Genomic DNA, 20,348 nt, shown 5'->3' with positions numbered 1-20,348 from the left:
GCCGCCCCGGCCATGCCGGCGGCGCCCGCTGCCCATGGAGACCTTATGCAGACTTCCCCCGCCCCACGCCCCAGCAGCGCCTTTATCGGCGCTTCCTGGGCGGCATTGCTGATCGGCATCGTCACTTACCTGTCCGGCCTGTGGAACGCCAGCATGGCCCTCAACGAGAAGGGCTATTACTTCACGATTCTCGTGTACGGCCTGTTCGCCGCCATCTCGCTGCAGAAATCCGTGCGCGACCGCGCCGAAGGCATCGCCGTGACGGGGATTTACTTTGGCCTGTGCTGGATTTCCGTGCTGCTGGCCTTGCTGCTGCTGACGGTGGGCCTGTGGAACGCCACCCTGCAAAACAGCGAAAAAGGGTTCTATGCCATGGCGTTTTTACTCAGCCTTTTCGCCGCCGTGGCCGTGCAAAAGAACGTGCGCGACGTGGCGCGCGCCACGCCGCTCGCGCCGCAGGACGTGCCGGGAACTTAAACGCCACCGCCCCGTCTATCTCCGTATCCATGTCGGGAGGGGATGATGGGCGACCAGCAGAAACGTTTGCAGATGGCACTGGAGGCGGCGCACATGGCCATCTGGGATTCGCGCATCGTCGATGGCCAGGTCATCGACGGCACGGTCAGCTGGTCGGCCAAGGGCGCTGCCTTGCTGGGCCTGGAAGAACGCGCGCTGACGCAGCCATTTCGCGCCTTTCTCGACTGCGTGCGCGCCAGCGACCGCGACAAGGTCATGACCGTGCTGCAGGACGGCGTGCGCCGGCGCGAAGGCTACGCCCTGCAATACCGCGTCGTCTGGCCCGACGGCAGCGAACATTGGCTGGCGGCCAAGGCGCAAATTTTCATGGATGCCGACGGGCATCCCGAACGCACCCTGGGCATCATCTGGGATATCACCGAGCACATGGAGCGCGAACTTCTGATCGCCGAAAGCAAGGAACTGGCCGAAGTGACGCTCAGCTCCATCGGCGATGGCGTCATCACCACCGATCCTCAGGGCAAGACGCGCTACCTGAACCGGGTGGCCGAGCAATTGACGGGCTGGAGCAACGAGCTGGCGCAGGGCCTGGACATCTGGGAAACCCTCAAGCTCGTCGATGAACACACGGGTGCGCCGCTCGAACACGTGGCCATCAAGTGCTTGCGCCAGCGCCAGGCCATCGGCATTTCCACGCATGCGCAGCTGGTCACGCGCGAAGGGCGGCATATCGCCGTGGAAGACTCGGCCGCGCCCATCTGGTCGCGCGACGGCGAGGTCCTCGGTGCCGTCGTCGTGTTTCGCGACGTCAGCCACGAACGCAAGCTGAGCCAGCAGCTGTCGTGGCAAGCCACGCACGACGCCCTGACGGGCCTGATCAACCGGCGCGAATTCGAACATCTGGTGGCCGGCACCCTGCACACGGCCAAGCAGGACGGCCACACACATGCGCTGCTGTACCTGGATCTGGACCAGTTCAAGGTCATCAACGACACCTGCGGCCACGGCGCCGGCGACGTGCTGCTGCAGCTGCTGGCCAAGATGCTGCAGGGGCGCATGCGCGACAGCGACATCCTGGCGCGCCTGGGCGGCGACGAACTGGGCGTGCTGCTGCCCCACTGCCCGCTCGATCACGCGCGGCAGATCGGCGAACAGCTGCGCCAGTCCATCCGCGATTTCCGCTTCGCCTGGGATAACCGCAGCTTCGAGCTGGGCGTGAGCATCGGCATCGTGGAAATCAACCAGGACAGCAAGTCCATGAGCGAGCTGCTGAGCGCTGCCGACCAGGCGTGCTACCTGGCCAAGGAGCAGGGCCGCAACCGCATCCATGTCTACCAGGAATCGGACGTCATGCTGGCGCAGCGGCACGGCGAAATGCTGTGGATTTCGCGTCTGAACGAAGCGTTCGCACACGATTATTTCCGCCTGTACGCCATGCCCATCGTGCACCTGCACGACCGCGAGGAACACCACGACGAAGTGCTGATCCGTATCCGCAACAGCAAGGGCGACCTGATACTGCCCGGCGCCTTCATTCCCGCCGCCGAACGCTACGACATGATGCTGCCCATCGACCGCTGGGTCATCCGCGCCGTCTGCGCGCATATCGAAAGCGTGCGCGACAGCCTGCCGCCGCTCGAGGCGCTGGCCGAAAGCCGGCGCCGCGCACCGGCCCTGTATTCCGTCAACCTGTCGGGCATGTCGCTGGCTGACACGGGCTTGCACGACTACATTACCGAGCAGTTCGTGCAATTCGCGATTGCGCCCGAGCAAATCTGTTTTGAAATCACGGAAACGGCCGTCATCGCCAACCTGCCCAAGGCGCAAGTATTCATGCGCCAGCTCAAGGCCATGGGCTGCCGCTTCTCGCTCGACGACTTCGGCAGCGGCTTTTCCTCATTCGGCTACCTGAAGGCCCTGCCCGTCGACTATCTGAAGATCGACGGCGTCTTCGTGCGCGACATCGCCACCAACGCCATCAACCGCGCCATGGTCAAGGCCATCAATGAAGTGGGCCACGTGATGGGCCTGCAAACGGTGGCCGAATACGTGGAAGACGAAGCCACCCTGGCCGTCATCCGCGAGCTGGGCATCGACTATGCGCAAGGCTACGCCGTGGGCGGCTTGCGGCCGCTGACGGCGGGCGTGGATTAGCGGCCAGGCTTCAGAGCTCGCAGGCCGGCGCCGCCGCCACGCACTGCGCATCGGGAAACGCGCGCACGCGGTAGCGCACCGGGTAGCAATCGATTTGCTCCATCAGGCCGCCGCCGATGGCTTGCGCCTCGTCCCACGCCAGCAGCTTGCTGCCGCTGCGCTCGCCATGCTCGTCGCGCACCTCGAGCGCCACGACATCGGTGCGCGGCAGCAAGGTATGCACGTCGCGGGCCCAGCTGCTCACGGAAACGACGCGCTCGCCCGGCTGCCGTTCGATCAGCAGGCAGCTGGCGACGAAGACATCTTCGCCCGTGCTCGTGTTGAGTTGCTCCCACTCTTCCTTCTGTTGGTTGTAGAGATCGGCGCGCACGATCGTCTGGAAACGCCGCAGCGCCGTGGCGACGGCCGCATCGGCCGGTTCGCAGGCGACGATTTTCCCGTCCCGCACGCCATACAGGGCGGTCGAGACCTGCCGCCCCTCGTCGCGCGCCAGTTGGTCGGCCAGAGCCACCATGGCCAGCTGTCCTGCCGCATGGTGCGACGACGCCAGCAGGAAGCGGCCGCGCGTGGGCACCATCACCAGCGGTTCGCCGCCTTCGCAGGCGCGGTACAGCAAGTCCGGCAGCAACAGGCGCGAAGAATCATAGGCGTCGTTCCAGTCGCCCAGCAGCAAGCCGTTGCCCAACGCGACGAAACTGTGCGCCGTGCGGTCACGCAAATTGTCCATGGCCGCCGCCAGCGCCTGTTCGAACGTCACGCCCCACTGCGCCAGCGTAGCCTGGCCGATGGTGGCCATATTCGCTTCCGTATCGTAGGCCAGCATGACGACCGCATCCTCGCTGAAGTCCTGGCAGGCCGTGGCAAATGCAGGACGCTGCGGCTCGGTCTGCGCCAGCAGGCGCAGATGGTCGCCCTGCCGGCGGCTGCGCAGTACGGGCATCAGGCTGGCGCGGGCGTCGGCAAAGCTGGATGGCACGCCGGGAGCCGAGTAGATGCTCAGGTAGTGCTGCACGACGTGTGCACGCTGCTTGCGCGGCGCGGCGCAATAGTCGCGGTAGGCATTGTCCAGATTGAAAACATGCCCGTCGTCGCTGCCCGACACGATGCGAAACTGTTCCCGTTCATAGCGGCTGTCGGATGCCAGGCCATCCTGGACGATCTGCCGCAGGACGAGCTGCGCAAAGGCATCGCGCGAGGGAGGGCTGCGGAAAAAATCGAATAAACCCATGGGTCTCCTGAATCCAAAGAAAGCCGCCAAGGCAAATAGTGCCAATTAGCAAAAGAAATAGCCAATTTGGCACTATAAACGGAAAGCTGCCGGGACGAAATGGGACTGGCTTGAGAGCTGCGGCAAATTACCCGAGCCAATCTGGAGGATTTTGATCTACATCAATAAATTTGCGCAGGCGACTCCTTACACTGATCTCCATTCTTGCAATCGTGCAAGTCTTACTTACCAATTGCTCATTTAACCGACCAGGAAGCCGCGACCATGCGACAAAATTTGCCAGTGACTAACCGTGAAGTCCTCGTCCAGGACGACCAGGCCATCGTGTCGAAAACGGATATGAACGGCAATATCGTCTACGTGAATCCGTACTTCAGCCAGGTCAGCGGCTTCAGCGAGGCAGAGCTGCTCGGTTCGCCCCAGAACATCGTGCGCCACCCGGACATGCCGGCCGAGGCGTTTGCCGACCTGTGGGCGTCGATCCAGGCCGGCACACCTTGGACGGGCCTGGTCAAGAACCGCTGCAAGAACGGCGATTTTTACTGGGTGCGCGCCAATGTCACGCCCATCCGCGAAGCGGGCAAGACCATCGGCTACATGTCGGTGCGCGTGAAGGCAGACAAGGACCAGGTCAAGGCGGCCGAGGAAGCCTACGCGGCCATCCGCAACAAGGAAGGCGGCAACATCGTCATCAAGCATGGCCAGATCGTGCGCCCGGGCCTGGCGCACCTGCTGCACAACCTGACGCACATGTCGCTCAACCTGCGCATCTGGGCCGCCACCTCCATCGTCAACTGCCTGCAGCTGCTGGTGTGCATCATCAGCCTGTTCGCCAGCGGCGGCAAGATCACCAATTACGCCATCTTCGGCGCCACCCTGTTCGGTTTCCTGATCAACGTCTTCCTCTGGTACACCTTGCGCATGTCCGTGCTCAAGCCGCTGGGCAAGGCCCTGAACGGCGCGCGGGCCATTGCCGCCGGCGACCTGTCGGGCAGTTTTGAAACGGACAGCACGGATGAAATGGGCCAGCTGCTGCGCGCCCTGCAACAGATGAACAGCAACCTGATCGCCACCATCCGCGACGTGCGCATCAACGTGGAAACCATGGCCGTGGCCACCAAGCAAATCGCCGTCGGCAATATGGACCTGTCGGGCCGTACGGAATCGCAGGCGGCCAGCCTGGAAGAGACGGCGTCGAGCATCGAGGAATTCTCGTCGACCGTGAAACAGAACGCGGACAACTCGGTGCAGGCGAATGAACTGGCCGTGGCCGCCTCGAAAGTGGCGGTGCAGGGCGGCGAGATCGTTTCCGAAGTGATCACCACCATGGACGACATCAACACCTCGTCAAAGAAGATCGTCGACATCATCGGCCTGATCGAAGGCATCGCCTTCCAGACCAACATCCTGGCCCTGAACGCGGCCGTGGAAGCGGCGCGCGCCGGCGAGCAGGGCAGGGGCTTTGCCGTGGTGGCGGGCGAAGTGCGCAACCTGGCGCAGCGCTCGTCCGTGGCGGCCAAGGACATCAAGCAACTGATCGAAATTTCCGTCGGCAAGGTGGGCGCCGGCATGCTGCAGGTGAACCGCGCGGGCGCCACCATGGAGCAGGTGGTCAGCTCCGTCAAGCAGGTGACGGCCATCATGCAGGAAATTTCCATCGCCTCGCGCGAGCAGAGCATCGGCGTCGACCAGGTCAACCAGGCCATCGCCCACATGGACCAGGTGACGCAGCAGAACGCGGCCCTGGTGGAAGAAGCCGCCGCGGCCGCCACGCGCCTGGCGGAAGAAGCAGCCAGCCTGTCGCAAGCCGTGAGCCTGTTCAATTTCGGCAAGATGCCGCCACCGCGCCGCGTCGCCATGCCCGGCGGCAAGGGCGGCGCCGCGAACGCCGGCAAACCCGCCATGAAACGCCTGGCCGCCTAAACCTTTCAAGACATCAAAACACATCATGCCTACACTCCTCAGCAGTGCTTCCGCCGACCTGGACGCCGTCGTCGAATTCGACCCGGTCATCATCGGCAAGATGAGCCAGTCCGGCCCCCGCTACACGTCGTATCCGACCGCCGACCGTTTCAGTGCCGACTTTGGCTACGGCAATTTCCTCGAAGCGCTGGCCGCCCTGCGCATGCGCGGCGGCCGCCGTCCGCTGTCGCTGTACGTGCACGTGCCGTTCTGCGACACCCTTTGCTACTACTGCGCCTGCAACAAGATCATCACGAAAGACCGCAGCAAGGCCGCCACCTACCTCAGCTACCTGAAACAGGAAATCGCCATGCAGGGCAAGCTGTTTGCCGGCATGAACCAGATCGAGCAATTGCACTTCGGCGGCGGCACGCCCACCTACCTGAGCGAAAAGCAGATGGACGAGCTGATGGCGCACCTGCGCCAGCATTTCGAGTTCGCTGCCGATGAAGACGGCGAATATTCGATCGAAATCGACCCGCGCACCGTGTCGCGCGAGCGCGTGTTTTCCCTGCGCGCGCAAGGCTTTAATCGCATCAGCCTGGGCGTGCAGGATTTCGACGCGGACGTGCAAAAAGCCGTCAACCGCATCCAGCCGGAAGCGGAAACGGTGGCCATCATGCAGGCGGCGCGCGACGCCGGTTTCCGCTCGATCAGCATCGACCTGATCTACGGCCTGCCCAAGCAAAACCTGGACACGATGACGGAAACCTTGCGCAAGGTGATCAACGCCAGCCCCGACCGCATCGCCCTGTACCACTACGCGCACATGCCGCACCTGTTCAAGCCGCAGCGCCGCATCCTCGACGCCGACATGCCCGACAGCGCCACCAAGCTGGCCATGCTGGGCCTGTGCATCGCGCGCCTGACGGCCGCCGGCTATGTCTACATCGGCATGGACCATTTCGCCAAGCCGACGGACGACCTGGCCGTGGCGCAGCGCCAGGGCCGCTTGCACCGCAATTTCCAGGGCTATTCCACGCGCGCGGAAGCGGACCTGATCGCCTGCGGCGTGTCGGCCATCAGTTCCGTCGGCGCCGTCTACAGCCAGAATGAAAAGACGCTCGACGCGTACTATGAAAAGCTCGACGAAGGCGTGCTGCCGATCGCGCGCGGCATCAAGCTCGATACGGACGATTTATTACGCCGTATCATCATCCAGATGCTGATGTGCAATTTCGAATTGTCGATCGCCACCATCGAGCAGGCGCACCCCGTCAAGTTCCGCAGCTACTTCGCCACGGAACTGGAAAAGCTGCGCGAACTGGCGCGTGACGGCTTGCTCGTCATCGAGGAAGACTGGCTGACGGTGACGCCGAAAGGGCGCTTGCTGATCCGCAATATCTGCATGGTTTTCGACCGCTACCTGACCATGGCGCGCGCCAACGCGGCGCCGGACGCGGTGCAGCCGCTGCGCTACTCGAAAACGGTGTAACACCGCCCGATGGACGCCCTCAGCCTCGTGCCCATGTTCCTGGTCGGCCTGGCCGGCAGCGTGCACTGCATCGGCATGTGCGGCGGCATCGTGGGCGCCCTGTCGATCAGCGGCGGTGCCGCTTCCGCGCCAGCGCGCCCCGTGATCGCCATCGCCGTGGCGCGCCCGGCATTGCAGACAACCGTGCAGGCCAATGTGCTGCGCGTGCTGGCCTACAACGGCGGGCGCATAGGCAGCTACATGCTGGCTGGCGCCCTGGCCGGCAGCCTCGCCGGCGCGGGCATGCTGCACATGGCGTCACTGCAAGTGGCCGGCTACTGGCTGGCCAACCTGATGCTGGTGGCGTTGGGCCTGTACCTGATGGATGCCTGGCGCGGCCTGGCCCGCCTGGAAGCGGCGGGCAACGTCGTCTGGCGCCGCGTGCGCCCCCTGCTGAAACCGCTGATGCCCATGGATACGCCGTTCAAGGCCCTGGCCGTGGGCGGCCTGTGGGGCTGGGTGCCGTGCGGCATGGTCTACAGCGCCCTGCTGACGGCCATGATGCAAGGCTCGGCCCTGAGCGGCGCGGCCACGATGGCCGCCTTCGGCCTGGGCACCCTGCCCACCCTGCTGGGCATGGGACTGCTGGGCACGCGCCTGCGCGCACAGATGCAGCGCCGCCCCGTGCGCATCGCCAGCGGCGTGCTGGTGCTGGGCTTTGGCTTGCTGGGCCTGCTGCGCGCAGCGAATGGCGTCTCGCTGGGCTGGCTCGACGCCCTGTGCGTCACGGGCCATCCATGAAAAGACGCATGAAAACAAACTTATGAATGCAGTTTTACAACCCTCCGCCTGCTTCCATTGCGGCTTGCCCGTGCCCAGCGGCTCGAGCTGGCACGTCACCATCGACGACGTGCCGCGCGCCATGTGCTGCCCCGGCTGCGAAGCGGTGGCGCAAACCATCGTCGACATCGGCCAGAGCGCCTACTACCGCGACCGCGACGAATACGCCGTCAACGCGGCTGACGCCACCATGGTGCCGCCCGAACTGCGTTTGTACAGCAATGACGACGCGCAATTCGCGCGCGACGCCAGCAGCTGCGAAGCGACCCTGTCTGTCGAAGGCATCCGCTGCGCCGCCTGCGTCTGGCTGATCGAACGTCAATTGACGCGCCTGCCCGGCGTGCAGGCGGCCAGCCTGAACGTCGCCACGGAGCGCCTGTACGTGCGCTGGAGCCGCGCGCAGTGCGAGCCGGGCGACATCCTGCAAGCCGTGCGGCAAGTCGGTTACACGGCCTATCCGTATGATGCCGTGCGCCATGGCGAACGCCTGCAAAAAGCCAGCAAGACGCTGGGCCGCCAGCTGTTCGTGGCCGGCCTGTCGATGATGCAGGTGATGATGTACGTGGCACCCGCCTACCTGGCGGCCGAAGACGGCACGCTGGACGACAATATGGCCAGCCTGATGCGCTGGGCCAGCCTGCTCTTGACCCTGCCCGCCATCTGCTATTCGGCCATGCCGTTTTTCCAGGGCGCCTGGGCCAGCCTGCGCGCGCGCACCCTGGGCATGGACGTGCCCGTGGCGCTGGGCATCCTGGCAGCGTTCTTCGGCAGCGTGGTGGCAACCTTTACGGGCCGCGGCGAGGTGTATTACGACTCGGCCACGATGTTCATTTTTCTGCTGCTGTGCAGCCGCTATTTCGAGCTGCAGGCGCGCCGCAAGGCTGCCTCGGCCCTCGAGCGCTTGCAGCATGCCTTGCCCGCGTCCGCCTCGCTGATGGCGGGCTTTCCGGACAACCGCGCCACCACCCTGGTGCCGGCCGGCAGCCTGGCCGTCGGTGACATCATCCTGGTCAAGCCGGGCGAGGCGATCGCCGCCGACAGCGTCATCATCGAAGGCACGAGCGCGCTCGATTTATCGCTGCTGACGGGCGAGAGCGCGGCGCAGCGCCGCAAACTGGGCGAGCGGGTGCCGGGCGGCGCAATCAATGCCAGCGCGGCACTGATCTTGCGCGTACTGAAACCGGCGCGCGAAAGCACCTTGTCCGACCTGTTGAAGCTGATCGAGCGGGCCGGCAGCGGCAAGCCGCAGATCGCGCAGTGGGCCGACAAGGTCGCCGCCTGGTTCGTGCTGGGCCTGCTGCTGTTTGCCGTCGCCGTGTTCGCCTTCTGGAGCTGGCACGACCCGTCGCAGGCCTGGCCCGTGGCCATCGCCGTGCTGGTCGTGTCGTGCCCGTGCGCGCTGTCTCTCGCCACGCCGACGGCGCTGGCGGCCGCCACCGACAGCCTGCTGCGGCGCGGCGTGCTGATCGTCCAGCCGCACGTGCTGGAAACCCTGCACCGCGCCACCCACATCGTCTTCGACAAGACGGGGACATTGACCCTGGGCCGGCCCGTGCTGAAACAGATCGAGGGCCTGGACGGCATGACGGAAGACGACTGTCTGCAGGTGGCCGCCGCGCTGGAGGCGGGCAGCGCCCATCCGCTGGCACAGGCGATCCTGGCAGCAGCGGGAGAAACACCGCGCACGCATGCGGAAAACCTGCAGGAAGTGCAGGGCCAGGGCCTCGAAGGCATCGTCGACGGCGTGCGCTACCGCCTGGGCAATGCGGCCTTTGTCGCCGCCATCGCGGGTCCGCCGCTGGGTGACACGGCCGTCGGCATGCAGGGCATGACGCCGCTATACCTGGGCACGCAGGGGCGCTGGCTGACGCGTTTCCTGCTCAGCGACGCGCTGCGCCCGGAAGCGCGCGACGTGGTCGCGTATTTCCACCGGCACGGCAAGCAAGTCGTGCTGCTGAGCGGTGACCAGGAAGCGCTGACGCAAAGCGTGGCGGCGGAGCTGGGCATCGCCACGGCGTGCGGCGAATGCCTGCCCGATGAAAAGCTCGATTTCGTGCAGCAATTGCAGGCGACGGGCGCCGTGGTGGCGATGGTGGGCGACGGCATCAACGACGCCGCCGTGCTGAGCGGTGCCGACGTATCCTTCGCCATGGGTTCCGGCGCCGCGCTGGCGCAAGCGCATGCGGACACGGTGCTGCTGTCGAGCCAATTGGTGTCCGTGCTCGACACGGCCAAGACGGCCGCGCGCAGCATGCGCATCATCCGCGAGAACCTGGGCTGGGCCACGCTGTACAATCTGACGGCCATCCCGGCCGCCGCGCTGGGCTTCTTGAACCCCTGGCTGTCCGGCGTCGGCATGGCTGCCAGCTCGGCCGTCGTCATCGCCAACGCCCTGCGCCTGCGGAAAGCCTGAACATGGAAGCACTGTATCTCCTCATCCCCCTGAGCGTCGTGGTCGTCTTCATCGCCCTGTGGGTGTATTTCACGGCCTCGGACAGCGGCCAGTTCGACGACCTCGTCGGACCGGGCCTGCGCGTGCTGCAGGACGACGATACGACGGTCAAGCCGGCGCCCGGCGAACCGCATCCCTGACCTCACCGCCCGGCCGGCGTCCCGCACGCCATGGCCGGCGCGTCTGCTCCACATGCCCTTTTTGCAGGGATCTTGTACGGCTTTTTTGATCGAAATATCACTTTATTTCGATGCCAGTTCGCTACGCTTATTTCATCCGGGGAATTTTGATCCACATCAAAGTTTTTTCGCGGTCAAACACTTACTCTCTGGCCACCATCATAAATAGTAATTCCAGGGAGAGTCTTTGTGGATCAATCGCTGAACTATAACTACAAGATCGTGAAGCAATTCGCGGTCGCTACTGTGGTATGGGGCATCATCGGCATGCTGGTTGGCGTTATCATCGCCGCTCAGCTGGCCTGGCCTGCCCTGAACCTCGACATACCATGGCTGACATACGGACGCTTGCGTCCGCTGCACACGAATGCGGTGATTTTCGCCTTCGGCATCTGCGGCCTGTTCGCCACCTCGTACTACGTCGTGCAACGCACCTGCCAGGTGCGCCTGTTTTCCGACAAACTGGCCGCCTTTACCTTCTGGGGCTGGCAAGCGGTAATCCTGTGCGCGGTCGTCAGCCTGCCCATGGGCCTGACCCGCGGCAAGGAATACGCCGAGCTGGAATGGCCTATCGCCATCCTCATCGCCGTCGTCTGGATCGCCTACGCCATCGTCTTCTTCGGCACCCTGATCAAGCGCAAGGTCAAGCACATCTATGTGGCCAACTGGTTCTTCGGCGCCTACATCCTGGCCGTGACGATTTTGCACGTGGTCAATGGCGCCGTCATGCCAGCCTCGTTCACCAAGTCGTATTCCGCGTATGCGGGCGTGCAGGACGCCATGATCCAGTGGTGGTACGGCCATAACGCGGTGGGCTTCATCCTGACCGCCGGCTACCTGGGCATGGTCTACTACTTCATCCCGAAACAGGCCGAGCGCCCCGTGTACTCGTACCGTCTGTCGATCGTCCACTTCTGGGCGCTGATCTTCACCTACATGTGGGCGGGCCCGCATCACCTGCACTACACGGCATTGCCTGACTGGACGCAATCGATCGGCATGGTCTTCTCGCTGGTCCTGCTGGCACCAAGCTGGGGCGGCATGATCAACGGCATCATGACCCTGTCGGGCGCCTGGCACAAGCTGCGCACCGATCCGATCCTGAAATTCATGATCGTCTCGCTGTCGTTCTACGGCATCGCCACCTTCGAAGGTCCGATGATGTCGATCAAGACCATCAACTCGCTGTCGCACTACACCGACTGGACCGTTGCCCACGTGCATGCGGGCGCCCTGGGCTGGGTGGGCTTCATCACCATGGGTTCGATCTACTACCTGCTGCCGCGCCTGGCGGGCCGCACGCAGATGCACAGCACGCGCCTGGTCGACGTGCACTTCTGGGTGGCCACCATCGGCATCGTGCTGTACATCGCCGCGATGTGGATCGCCGGCGTGATGCAGGGCCTGATGTGGCGCGCGGTCAATCCGGACGGCACCCTGACCTACACCTTTGTCGAGAGCGTGAAAGCAACGTATCCGTACTACGTGGTGCGCGTGGCCGGCGGCCTGCTGTACCTGTCGGGTATGTGCATCATGGGCTACAACACCTGGATGACTCTGCGCGGCAGCAAACTCCCCGTCGCCCGCATTCCGGAACTGAACGCGGCGCACGCCTGATAGGAGCGAAAGCAAATGAAATTTTCACATGCATGGATTGAGAAAAACCCCTGGCTGCTGATCGCCCTGGTCACGGTGGTGATCAGCATCGGCGGCGCCGTCGAGATCGTCCCCCTGTTCTTCCAGAAGAGCACGACGGAGCCCGTCGCCGGCCTGAAGCCGTATTCGCCGCTGCGCCTGGCGGGCCGCGACATTTACGTGCGCGAAGGCTGCTACAACTGCCATTCGCAGATGGTGCGTCCGCTGCGCGCGGAAACGGAACGCTATGGCCACTATTCGGTCGCCGGCGAGTTCGTCTACGACCGCCCGTTCCAGTGGGGTTCCAAGCGCACGGGGCCGGATCTGGCCCGCGTGGGCGCCCGCTACAGCGACGAATGGCACCGCACGCACTTGAACAACCCGCGCGACGTGGTGCCCGAGTCGAACATGCCGGCCTACCCATGGCTGGCGAAGACCAAGCTGGTGCCTGACGACATCATGCCGAAGATGCGCGCCCTGAAACGCCTGGGCCAGCCGTACAGCGACGAAGAGATCGCCGCCGGCCCCGCGCAGCTGCAGGACAAGACGGAAGAAGACGCCCTGGTCGCCTATCTGCAAGGCCTCGGTACATTAATCAAAACAAGGAATTAGCATGGCAATCGAAAACCTGTTTGACAGCGCCAGCAGCGTCATGACGGTGGTTTCCTTTATGACATTCGTGGGCATCCTGTGGTGGACGTTCAGCCGCAGCAATGGCGACTTCGACGCGGCGGCACGCCTGCCGTTCGCCGACGAGGCGCTCGACTATCCGGCCGATGCCGCGCCGGCACAAGGGGAGCGCAACCATGGCTGACTTTACCAATGGCTTCTGGAATATCTACATCGTCGTGCTGTCCCTGCTGGGCATCATCGGCTGCGGCGTGCTGCTGTACTCGCAGTCGAAAGTGAAAGTGGCCGCCGGCGCCCCCGCCGACGGCACCACGGGCCACGTGTGGGACGAGGACTTGAAGGAACTCAACACGCCGATGCCGCGCTGGTGGATGTGGCTGTTCTACATCACCATCGTCTTCGCGCTGGCCTACCTGTTCCTGTACCCGGGCCTGGGCACCTACGCCGGCAGTCTGGGCTGGAAATCGACGGGCCAGTACGAGGAAGAGCTGAAGAAGGCGGAAGCCGACTACGGCCCCCTGTTCAACAAGTACCTGAGCCAGGACTTGAAGACGGTGGCGGCCGATCCGCAGGCGCAAGCCATCGGCCAGCGTCTGTTCCTGACCTACTGCGCGCAGTGCCACGGTTCGGATGCCCGCGGCAACAAGGGCTTCCCCAACCTGACGGACAAGGACTGGCTGTATGGCGGCGATCCCGACATCATCAAGACCACCATCATGCACGGCCGCAATGGGCAGATGCCGCCGATGGGCGCCGCGCTCGGTTCCGAAAAAGATGTCGAGAACGTGGCCCACTACGTGCTGAGCCTGTCCGGTTCCACCTCGGACCCTGTCAAATCCGTGCTGGGCAAGGCCAAGTTCGGCGCCTGCATGGCCTGTCACGGCGCCGATGCAAAGGGCAACCAGATGCTCGGTGCGCCTAACCTGACGGACAAGGTGTGGCTGTACGGCGGCAGCGCCGATACCATCATGGAAACCGTGCGCAAGGGACGCAGCAACACCATGCCGGCCTTCAGCGATTTCCTCGGCGAATCCAAGGTACACGTGCTGTCGGCGTATGTCTGGAGCCTGTCGAATCCCCAGACGCCCGTGAAATGATGTAATGGAACCTCAAGTCATCAAGATGTATGCGGCCCGCGAGCAAATCTACCCTCGCGAGGCCAAAGGACGCTACGCTACCTGGAGATGGGTATGCGTATGGCTTACCCAGCTCGCGTTCTACGGCTTGCCGTGGTTGACCTGGAATGGCAGGCAAGCCCTGCTGTTCGATTTGACCACGCGCAAGTTCTACATTTTCGGCGTCGTGCTGTGGCCCCAGGATTTCATCTATCTGGCGGCCCTGCTGATCATCTGTGCGTATTTGTTATTCCTCGTCACGGCCATTGCCGGGCGGGTGTGGTGCGGGTTTTCTTGCCCGCAAACGGTATACACGGAAATCTTCCTGTGGGTCGAACGCCGCATCGAGGGCACGCGCAGCGCGCGCATGGCCCTCGACAAGCAGGGCCCCTCCGTGCGCAAGGCGTTCAAGAAGACGGCCAAGCACCTGGTATGGGGCGCCATCGCCCTGTGGACGGGCTTTACCTTTGTCGGCTACTTCACGCCGATCAAGGAACTGGCGCGCGAAGTAACCACCCTCAATTTCGGTCCCTGGGAATGGTTCTGGGTCTTGTTCTACAGCCTGGCAACCTACGGCAACGCGGGCTGGCTGCGCGAGCAGGTGTGCAAATACATGTGCCCCTACGCGCGCTTCCAGAGCGCCATGTTCGACCAGGACACGCTGATCATCACCTACGATGCCAAGCGCGGCGAACCACGCGGCGCCATGAGCAAGAAGGCCGGCAACAACGACAAGCTGGGCGACTGCATCGATTGCACCCTGTGCGTGCAGGTGTGTCCGACCGGTATCGATATCCGCAACGGCCTGCAGTATGAATGCATCGGCTGCGCCGCCTGCGTCGATGCCTGCAACACCGTGATGGACAAGGTCGAGCGGCCGCGTGGCCTGATACGCTACAGCACCGACCATGCGATGGAAAACAACTTCAATTCGAAGCAGATCCGCCAGCGCGCCATGCGCCCGCGCGTGCTGATCTACACGTCCATCCTGGCCCTGATCATCATCGCCGTGTGTACGTCGCTGGCCCTGCGCACGCCCCTGAAGATGGACGTGATCCGCGACCGCGGTTCGATGGGACGCGAAGTGGAAGACGGCATGATCGAAAACGTCTATCGTCTGCAGATCATGAACACCTCGGAGCAAAGCCAGCATTTCAAAATCAGCGCTTCCGGCTTGCCGGGCCTGACCTTGCTGACGCGCGAGGAAGTGACCTTGCAGCCGACGGAAACGCTGGGCTGGCCGATCCGCCTGCGCGTGCCGCACGGCGTGGGCGAGAAGGGCTCGAACAAGATTGCGATCGAATTGCAATCGCTGGACGACCCGTCGCTGCATGTGCGCGAAAGCGCGGTGTTCATCGTGCCGCGGTGATGTTGATTTGGGGTCGGCCCCTCCGGGTCCGACCCCGGTATTTCGCCGTAGGGGTATCATCAATCATGCGTTAGGGTCACTTGATTTTCAACCCGGAAGCAAAAGCTGGGGTCGGACCCAAAGGGTCCGCCCCCAAGGAGAACACAATGTCCGACAGTCTGAAACTGCAACCTCCCGTTGCCCCATGGTACAAGCATCGCTGGCCATGGCTGCTGATGATCGGTCCCGGCCTGTCCGTGGTCGTCGGCAGCTTCATGGGCTATATCGCGTTTACGCAGCCCGACGCGCTGGTGGTGGGCGACTATTACAAGCAGGGCAAGGCGATCAACCAGGATTTGAAGCGCGACACGATCGCCAGCGACCTGGCCATGGATACGACCCTGTCGTATGACGTCGCTGCAGCGCGCCTGAGCGGCTCCGTGCACAGCTTCGGCAAGGCGTACCAGGGGCCTTTGCAGCTGCACCTGGCGCATGCGACCCTGCCGGAAAAGGATATCAAGCTGCTGGTGCAGCCCGATGCGGCCGGCAATTTTTCCGTGGCGCTGCCGATGCTCGAGCGCAGCCGCTGGCAAGTGCTGGTGGAAAACGACAAACGCGAGTGGCGCCTGTCCGGCATCTGGACCTGGCCCGTGCAACGCAGCATCGCGCTGCACGCGGATGAAGAGCTATAACGTACAGCGCCGGGAAAAAACCGTAGCGAGCGGCAGTGATTTGTGGCTGAGAAGCACAGCTGTGCTATAGCACAGCGAGCATCGCAGGCCGCAAAGCACGACGCGCAGTAGGTTTTGACGGTGCTGTTACTTGCAGACGTCGGTGCCGGCTGTAATGGCTTTTAACTTGGCCGGCTGCAAGATCTCGATCTCGCGGTTGGAGACGCGCAGCCAGCCTTCCTTCTTGAATTTCGACAATAAACGGCTGACGCTTTCGATGGTCAGGCCCAGGTAGTTGCCGATTTCCTCGCGCGACATGCGCAACTGAAATTTGCTGGCCGAATAGCCGCGCGCTTCATAGCGCGACGCCAGGTTGACGATAAAGGCGGCAAAACGCTGCGTCGCCTGCATATTGCCCAGCAACAGCATGACACTTTGCTCGCGCGTGATTTCCTGGCTCATCATGCGGTGGAAATGGCGCAGCAGGGTCGGCATATTGCCCAGCAATTGTTCCAGGCTGGAAAACGGGATTTCACACACTTCGCTGTCTTCCAGCGCCACCGCATTACAGTGGTGGCGGTCGGCGCTGATGGCGTCCATGCCCAGCAGTTCGCCCGCCATCTGGAAACCCGTCACCTGCTCTTCGCCGCCCGGATTGATCTGGTAGGTCTTGAAGTGGCCCAGACGGATCGCATACAGGTTCTGGAACGAGTCGCCGATGCGGAACAGCGAAGCGCCGCGCACGATCTTGCGGCGGCGGCCGATGATCTGGTCCAGTCTGTCCATGTCGCCCACGTCGAGGCCCATCGGCAGACACAATTGATGCATGCTGCAGGTCGAGCATCGCGCACGCAACGCTTCCACGGTCACTGTGGGCGAGGTTGGAGTGAGTAGCGCTTCAGTCATGTCGGTACCTTTTAGAAAATGCAACAACAAGTTTACTGCATACAGGGTTGCCGTGTGCCAATTTCACCGCAATTTCGCTGAATAAACGACGTTCCGACTTTAATTATATGGCAACATCGTCAAAAGCCCATGCGGAGAGGGCAATTTGCGTGGCGGCGCTTGCCAAGCTGGGGTATTGATAGGAAAATTCCTGACAGCATTATCTGCCGCCTGTGCCGCCCGGTACTGAAAAGGAAATCATGAAGCCTCTCGGCATCAAAGCAAAAGTCGCGCTGGCCACCAGCCTGACCTCGATCGCCATGATCGCGCTGGTCACCATGATCCAGGTGCAGCACATGCGCGACGATTTCACCAAGGTACTGTTGAGCCAGCAGTCGTCCCTGATCAGCCGCACCGCCGCCGAGCTCGACGACAAGCTGGGCATGCTGCTGCAGATCGTCACCCTGACGGCCCGGCAGCAGCCGCCGGAACTGATCGCCCAGCCCGCCCAATTGCGCGAATACTATTCGCGCCGCTCGATGCTGGTGCTGTTCGACGACGTGCTGGTGCTCGACGCGCACGGCGCCGTCGTGGCCGACATGCCGGAAGTGGCGGGGCGCGCCGGCATCAACGTCGCCGAGCGCGAGTATTTCCAGACCGTGCTGCGCACGCGCCAGCCCATGATCACCGAGCCGATGCTGGGCAAATCAAGCGGCATGCCCATCGTGCAGATGGTCGCGCCCGTGCTGGGCGCCGATGGCCAGGTGGCCGGCGTGGTGATCGGCGTGCTGCGCCTGTACAAGGACAACCTGCTGGGGCGCCTGCGCTCGGAAAAGATCGGCAAGAGCGGCTATTACTTCGTCCTCACGCGCGGCGCCGTGCCGCGCTATGTGCTGCATCCCGACACCAGCCGCTTGCTGCAGCCGCGCCTGCCGAACGCCAACCTGACGACCACCCGGCTGCTGAAGGACGATGGCGAAGGCACCATGGTCAGCACCAACAGCCGCGGCATCACGGCCGTCAACAGCTTCAAGCGCCTGAAATCCGTAAACTGGCTGCTGGCCGCCTCGCTGCCCCTCGACGACGCCTTCGAACCGTTCGACGGCGTGCTGTACCGGCTGGTGCTGTGGAGCATCCTCGCCTCGCTGCTGGCGGCAGCCGTGCTGGGCTGGGTCACCGTGCGCCTGCTCTCGCCCCTGGTGCGCCTGCGCGACACCCTGCAGGCGCTGCGCACCAGCGGCAGCCGTTTCACCCCCGTTCCCGTGCAGCAGCGCGACGAGATCGGCGAGCTGACGGAAGCGTTCAACGGCCTGATGAGCGAACGCGACCGCCTGCAGCAGGAGCTCGAATCGCGCGCGGCGGAGCTGGAACAGGAGCGCGACCGGGCCGAGGCGGCCAACCGCGCGAAGAGCGATTTCGTGGCCAACATGAGCCATGAAATCCGCACGCCCCTCAATGCCGTGCTGGGCATGGTGTATTTGCTGGGCAATACCAAGCTCGATACGGAACAGCGCAAGTATCTGACCATGGTGCGCGTGGCGGGCCAGTCGCTGCTGGGCATCCTCAACGACGTGCTCGATTATTCGAAGATCGAGGCGCGCCGCATGGAATTGTCGCCCGTCGAATTCGACCTCGACGAAGTCATGAACACGCTGGCCACGACGATGACCATGAATGCGGGCGAAAAGGAGCTGGAACTGGCGATTGCCGTCGAGCCCGACGTGCCGCGCCGCCTCATGGGCGACGCCCAGCGGCTGCAGCAAATTCTCGTCAACCTGGCCGGCAACGCGATCAAGTTCACCGAGAGCGGCGAAGTGGTGGTGGCCGTCAGCCTGGCCGAGAAAGACAAGGGCCGCGCCTGGCTGCGCTTCGAAGTGCGCGACACGGGCATCGGCATGACGGAGTTGCAGCAACAGCAGCTGTTTGCCGCGTTTTCGCAGGGCGACCAGAGCATCACGCGGCGCTTCGGCGGCACGGGCCTGGGCCTGGCCATCAGCAAACAGCTGATCCACATGATGGGCGGCGACATCGCCGTCGCCAGCAGCGAAGGCAAGGGCAGCCGCTTCTGGTTCAGCGTGCCGTTCGAGATGCTGGCGCAGCCGGCCGAAACGCGGCGCACGCCCACCCTGGGCCAGCTGCGCCTGCTGGTGGCCGACGACAACCGCACCACGCGCGAACTGATCGTCAAGCTGATCGAGGCGTGGGGCTGGCTGGCCGACGAAGTGGACTCCGGCTTTGCCGCCATCGAACTGTACCGCGAGCGCCTGGCGCAGCAGCAGCCGTACGACGTGGTGCTGGCCGACTGGCACATGCCCGTGATGGACGGCCTGGCCACGGCCAAGGCCATCCGCCAGGCGGCCAGCGGCCAGCGCCAGCCCATCGTGGTGATGGTCAACGCCTTCGCCCGCAACCACCTGGAGGAAATCTCCAGCGCGGCCGAGGCCGACGTCGTGCTGATGAAGCCCATCACGGGCTCGAGCCTGTTCGATGCCCTGCACCAGGCGCTGATTGCCAAGCACGACGGCGGCGAGCAGCGCATGCTGCAACAGCCGCTGGGCACGGAACTGGCCGGCGTGCATTTCCTGCTGGTGGAAGACAACCATTTGAACCAGGCCGTGGCGCGCGGCATCCTCGAACACATGGGCGCTACCCTCGACGTGGTGGGCGACGGCCTGCAAGCCGTGGAACGGCTGCGCACGGAAGCGCTGCGCTACGACATCGTGCTGATGGACATGCAGATGCCCGTCATGGACGGCTTCAGCGCCACCCACATCATCCGCACGGAACTACGCTTGAGCCTGCCCGTGATCGCCATGACGGCCGGCGTGCTGGCGTCCGAGCGCGAGCGCTGCATGACGGCCGGCATCAGCGATTTCATCGCCAAGCCCGTGGTGGTGGAAGAGATGATGGAAGTCATCCTGCGCCACCTGCCCAAGCGCCCGCCAGTGCAGACGGCGGGGCCGGCGCCCGTCGCCGATGAGGAAGTGTTTTCCATGGCGCCGCTGATGCGCGTGATGGGGCGCGACGCGAAGGGGCGCGGCGTGCTGCGGCGCATGGTGGAAGACGCGCTGAACAAGGGCATGACGCCCATGCGCGACGCCGAAACAGCATTGCAGGCAGGCCGCCACAGCGACGTGGCGCGCATCCTGCACAGCGTGCGCGGCTCCGTCGGCACCCTGGGCACGAAACGCCTGATCCGCACCGCGTTCGCCACCGAGGAAGCCATCGATGCGGGCCGCCTGGACGAGGTGCCGGCGCTGCTGGCGCAGACGGCGCAGGAGCTGGAGCAGGCGCTGGCGGCGGCAGCGGATTGGTTGTCCAGGCTGAAGGATTAAGCCTGCAACGTAAAACTGGGGTC

16 protein-coding genes are annotated in these 20,348 nt (G+C 63.9%); 14 read left to right on the top strand and 2 right to left on the bottom strand.

Annotated elements, in window-relative coordinates; genetic code table 11:
- Positions 1 to 45 precede the first annotated feature (45 nt).
- Both yiaA and OX462_RS00270 read left to right on the top strand, forming a co-directional pair.
- Complete coding sequence (yiaA, locus tag OX462_RS00275) at positions 46 to 477, top strand: inner membrane protein YiaA (protein WP_409027523.1); 432 nt, start codon at positions 46 to 48, stop codon at positions 475 to 477.
- A 72-nt stretch (positions 478 to 549) separates the two neighbouring features.
- Positions 550 to 2,631: an EAL domain-containing protein gene (locus OX462_RS00270; protein ID WP_409028790.1), complete on the top strand. Its 2,082-nt coding sequence runs from the start codon at positions 550 to 552 to the stop codon at positions 2,629 to 2,631.
- Between the two features lie 10 nt (positions 2,632 to 2,641).
- Here OX462_RS00270 and OX462_RS00265 read toward each other — a convergent pair whose 3' ends face one another.
- Complete coding sequence (locus tag OX462_RS00265) at positions 2,642 to 3,859, bottom strand: DUF1444 domain-containing protein (RefSeq protein WP_409027522.1); 1,218 nt, start codon at positions 3,857 to 3,859, stop codon at positions 2,642 to 2,644.
- Positions 3,860 to 4,123: 264 nt separating this feature from the next.
- Here OX462_RS00265 and OX462_RS00260 point away from each other — a divergent pair, with 264 nt between their 5' ends.
- The 11 genes from OX462_RS00260 to OX462_RS00210 all read left to right on the top strand — a co-directional run bounded on the left by OX462_RS00260 (position 4,124) and on the right by OX462_RS00210 (position 16,126).
- Positions 4,124 to 5,782 carry a methyl-accepting chemotaxis protein gene (locus OX462_RS00260; RefSeq protein WP_070223242.1) on the top strand — a complete coding sequence of 553 codons (1,659 nt, stop codon included), beginning with the start codon at positions 4,124 to 4,126 and terminating at the stop codon, positions 5,780 to 5,782.
- Positions 5,783 to 5,807: 25 nt separating this feature from the next.
- Entirely contained in the window at positions 5,808 to 7,256 is a 1,449-nt protein-coding gene (gene hemN / locus OX462_RS00255) for an oxygen-independent coproporphyrinogen III oxidase (protein WP_099408217.1), read from the top strand.
- Between the two features lie 9 nt (positions 7,257 to 7,265).
- On the top strand, positions 7,266 to 8,036 hold the full coding sequence (locus tag OX462_RS00250) for a sulfite exporter TauE/SafE family protein (RefSeq protein WP_409027521.1): 771 nt from the start codon (positions 7,266 to 7,268) through the stop codon (positions 8,034 to 8,036).
- 22 nt (positions 8,037 to 8,058) lie between these two features.
- Positions 8,059 to 10,488 carry a heavy metal translocating P-type ATPase gene (locus OX462_RS00245; RefSeq protein ID WP_070312676.1) on the top strand — a complete coding sequence of 810 codons (2,430 nt, stop codon included), beginning with the start codon at positions 8,059 to 8,061 and terminating at the stop codon, positions 10,486 to 10,488.
- 2 nt (positions 10,489 to 10,490) lie between these two features.
- Positions 10,491 to 10,667, top strand: coding sequence for a cbb3-type cytochrome oxidase assembly protein CcoS (gene ccoS, locus OX462_RS00240; protein ID WP_046681774.1), 177 nt, complete (start codon positions 10,491 to 10,493; stop codon positions 10,665 to 10,667).
- 228 nt (positions 10,668 to 10,895) lie between these two features.
- On the top strand, positions 10,896 to 12,323 hold the full coding sequence (gene ccoN / locus OX462_RS00235) for a cytochrome-c oxidase, cbb3-type subunit I (protein ID WP_046681775.1): 1,428 nt from the start codon (positions 10,896 to 10,898) through the stop codon (positions 12,321 to 12,323).
- 15 nt (positions 12,324 to 12,338) lie between these two features.
- Positions 12,339 to 12,953 carry a cytochrome-c oxidase, cbb3-type subunit II gene (gene ccoO / locus OX462_RS00230; protein WP_070223252.1) on the top strand — a complete coding sequence of 205 codons (615 nt, stop codon included), beginning with the start codon at positions 12,339 to 12,341 and terminating at the stop codon, positions 12,951 to 12,953.
- Between the two features lies 1 nt (position 12,954).
- Positions 12,955 to 13,155, top strand: a complete 201-nt coding sequence (locus OX462_RS00225; RefSeq protein WP_070223255.1) for a cbb3-type cytochrome oxidase subunit 3 — start codon at positions 12,955 to 12,957, stop codon at positions 13,153 to 13,155.
- Positions 13,148 to 14,068, top strand: a complete 921-nt coding sequence (gene ccoP, locus OX462_RS00220; RefSeq protein WP_099408213.1) for a cytochrome-c oxidase, cbb3-type subunit III — start codon at positions 13,148 to 13,150, stop codon at positions 14,066 to 14,068. The genes OX462_RS00225 and ccoP overlap by 8 nt, the downstream gene beginning before the upstream one ends.
- A 4-nt stretch (positions 14,069 to 14,072) precedes the next feature.
- Positions 14,073 to 15,455 carry a cytochrome c oxidase accessory protein CcoG gene (gene ccoG, locus OX462_RS00215; protein WP_409027520.1) on the top strand — a complete coding sequence of 461 codons (1,383 nt, stop codon included), beginning with the start codon at positions 14,073 to 14,075 and terminating at the stop codon, positions 15,453 to 15,455.
- 146 nt (positions 15,456 to 15,601) lie between these two features.
- On the top strand, positions 15,602 to 16,126 hold the full coding sequence (locus OX462_RS00210; protein ID WP_070223257.1) for a FixH family protein: 525 nt from the start codon (positions 15,602 to 15,604) through the stop codon (positions 16,124 to 16,126).
- A 126-nt stretch (positions 16,127 to 16,252) separates the two neighbouring features.
- Here OX462_RS00210 and fnr read toward each other — a convergent pair whose 3' ends face one another.
- On the bottom strand, positions 16,253 to 17,011 hold the full coding sequence (gene fnr, locus OX462_RS00205; RefSeq protein ID WP_070223259.1) for a fumarate/nitrate reduction transcriptional regulator Fnr: 759 nt from the start codon (positions 17,009 to 17,011) through the stop codon (positions 16,253 to 16,255).
- A 239-nt stretch (positions 17,012 to 17,250) separates the two neighbouring features.
- Here fnr and OX462_RS00200 point away from each other — a divergent pair, with 239 nt between their 5' ends.
- A complete protein-coding gene (locus OX462_RS00200; protein WP_409027519.1) occupies positions 17,251 to 20,325 on the top strand; it encodes a response regulator in 3,075 nt (1,024 codons plus the stop codon).
- The last annotated feature ends 23 nt before the right edge of the window (positions 20,326 to 20,348 follow it).

Origin of the sequence: Janthinobacterium aestuarii, assembly GCF_046113285.1 — a bacterium.
Classification (GTDB): domain Bacteria; phylum Pseudomonadota; class Gammaproteobacteria; order Burkholderiales; family Burkholderiaceae_D; genus Janthinobacterium.
The sequence above is the reverse complement of the archived record's forward strand: the minus strand, read 5'-3'. Positions and strand labels throughout refer to the sequence as shown.

Excerpts from the sequence above, each read along its gene's own strand:
- yiaA (WP_409027523.1), top strand. The coding sequence starts at position 46 with ATGCAGACTTCCCCCGCCCCACGCCCCAGCAGCGCCTTTATCGGCGCT.
- OX462_RS00270 (WP_409028790.1), top strand. The coding sequence starts at position 550 with ATGGCACTGGAGGCGGCGCACATGGCCATCTGGGATTCGCGCATCGTC.
- OX462_RS00265 (WP_409027522.1), bottom strand. The coding sequence starts at position 3,859 with ATGGGTTTATTCGATTTTTTCCGCAGCCCTCCCTCGCGCGATGCCTTT.
- OX462_RS00260 (WP_070223242.1), top strand. The coding sequence starts at position 4,124 with ATGCGACAAAATTTGCCAGTGACTAACCGTGAAGTCCTCGTCCAGGAC.
- hemN (WP_099408217.1), top strand. The coding sequence starts at position 5,808 with ATGCCTACACTCCTCAGCAGTGCTTCCGCCGACCTGGACGCCGTCGTC.
- OX462_RS00250 (WP_409027521.1), top strand. The coding sequence starts at position 7,266 with ATGGACGCCCTCAGCCTCGTGCCCATGTTCCTGGTCGGCCTGGCCGGC.
- OX462_RS00245 (WP_070312676.1), top strand. The coding sequence starts at position 8,059 with ATGAATGCAGTTTTACAACCCTCCGCCTGCTTCCATTGCGGCTTGCCC.
- ccoS (WP_046681774.1), top strand. The coding sequence starts at position 10,491 with ATGGAAGCACTGTATCTCCTCATCCCCCTGAGCGTCGTGGTCGTCTTC.
- ccoO (WP_070223252.1), top strand. The coding sequence starts at position 12,339 with ATGAAATTTTCACATGCATGGATTGAGAAAAACCCCTGGCTGCTGATC.
- OX462_RS00225 (WP_070223255.1), top strand. The coding sequence starts at position 12,955 with ATGGCAATCGAAAACCTGTTTGACAGCGCCAGCAGCGTCATGACGGTG.
- ccoP (WP_099408213.1), top strand. The coding sequence starts at position 13,148 with ATGGCTGACTTTACCAATGGCTTCTGGAATATCTACATCGTCGTGCTG.
- ccoG (WP_409027520.1), top strand. The coding sequence starts at position 14,073 with ATGGAACCTCAAGTCATCAAGATGTATGCGGCCCGCGAGCAAATCTAC.
- OX462_RS00210 (WP_070223257.1), top strand. The coding sequence starts at position 15,602 with ATGTCCGACAGTCTGAAACTGCAACCTCCCGTTGCCCCATGGTACAAG.
- fnr (WP_070223259.1), bottom strand. The coding sequence starts at position 17,011 with ATGACTGAAGCGCTACTCACTCCAACCTCGCCCACAGTGACCGTGGAA.
- OX462_RS00200 (WP_409027519.1), top strand. The coding sequence starts at position 17,251 with ATGAAGCCTCTCGGCATCAAAGCAAAAGTCGCGCTGGCCACCAGCCTG.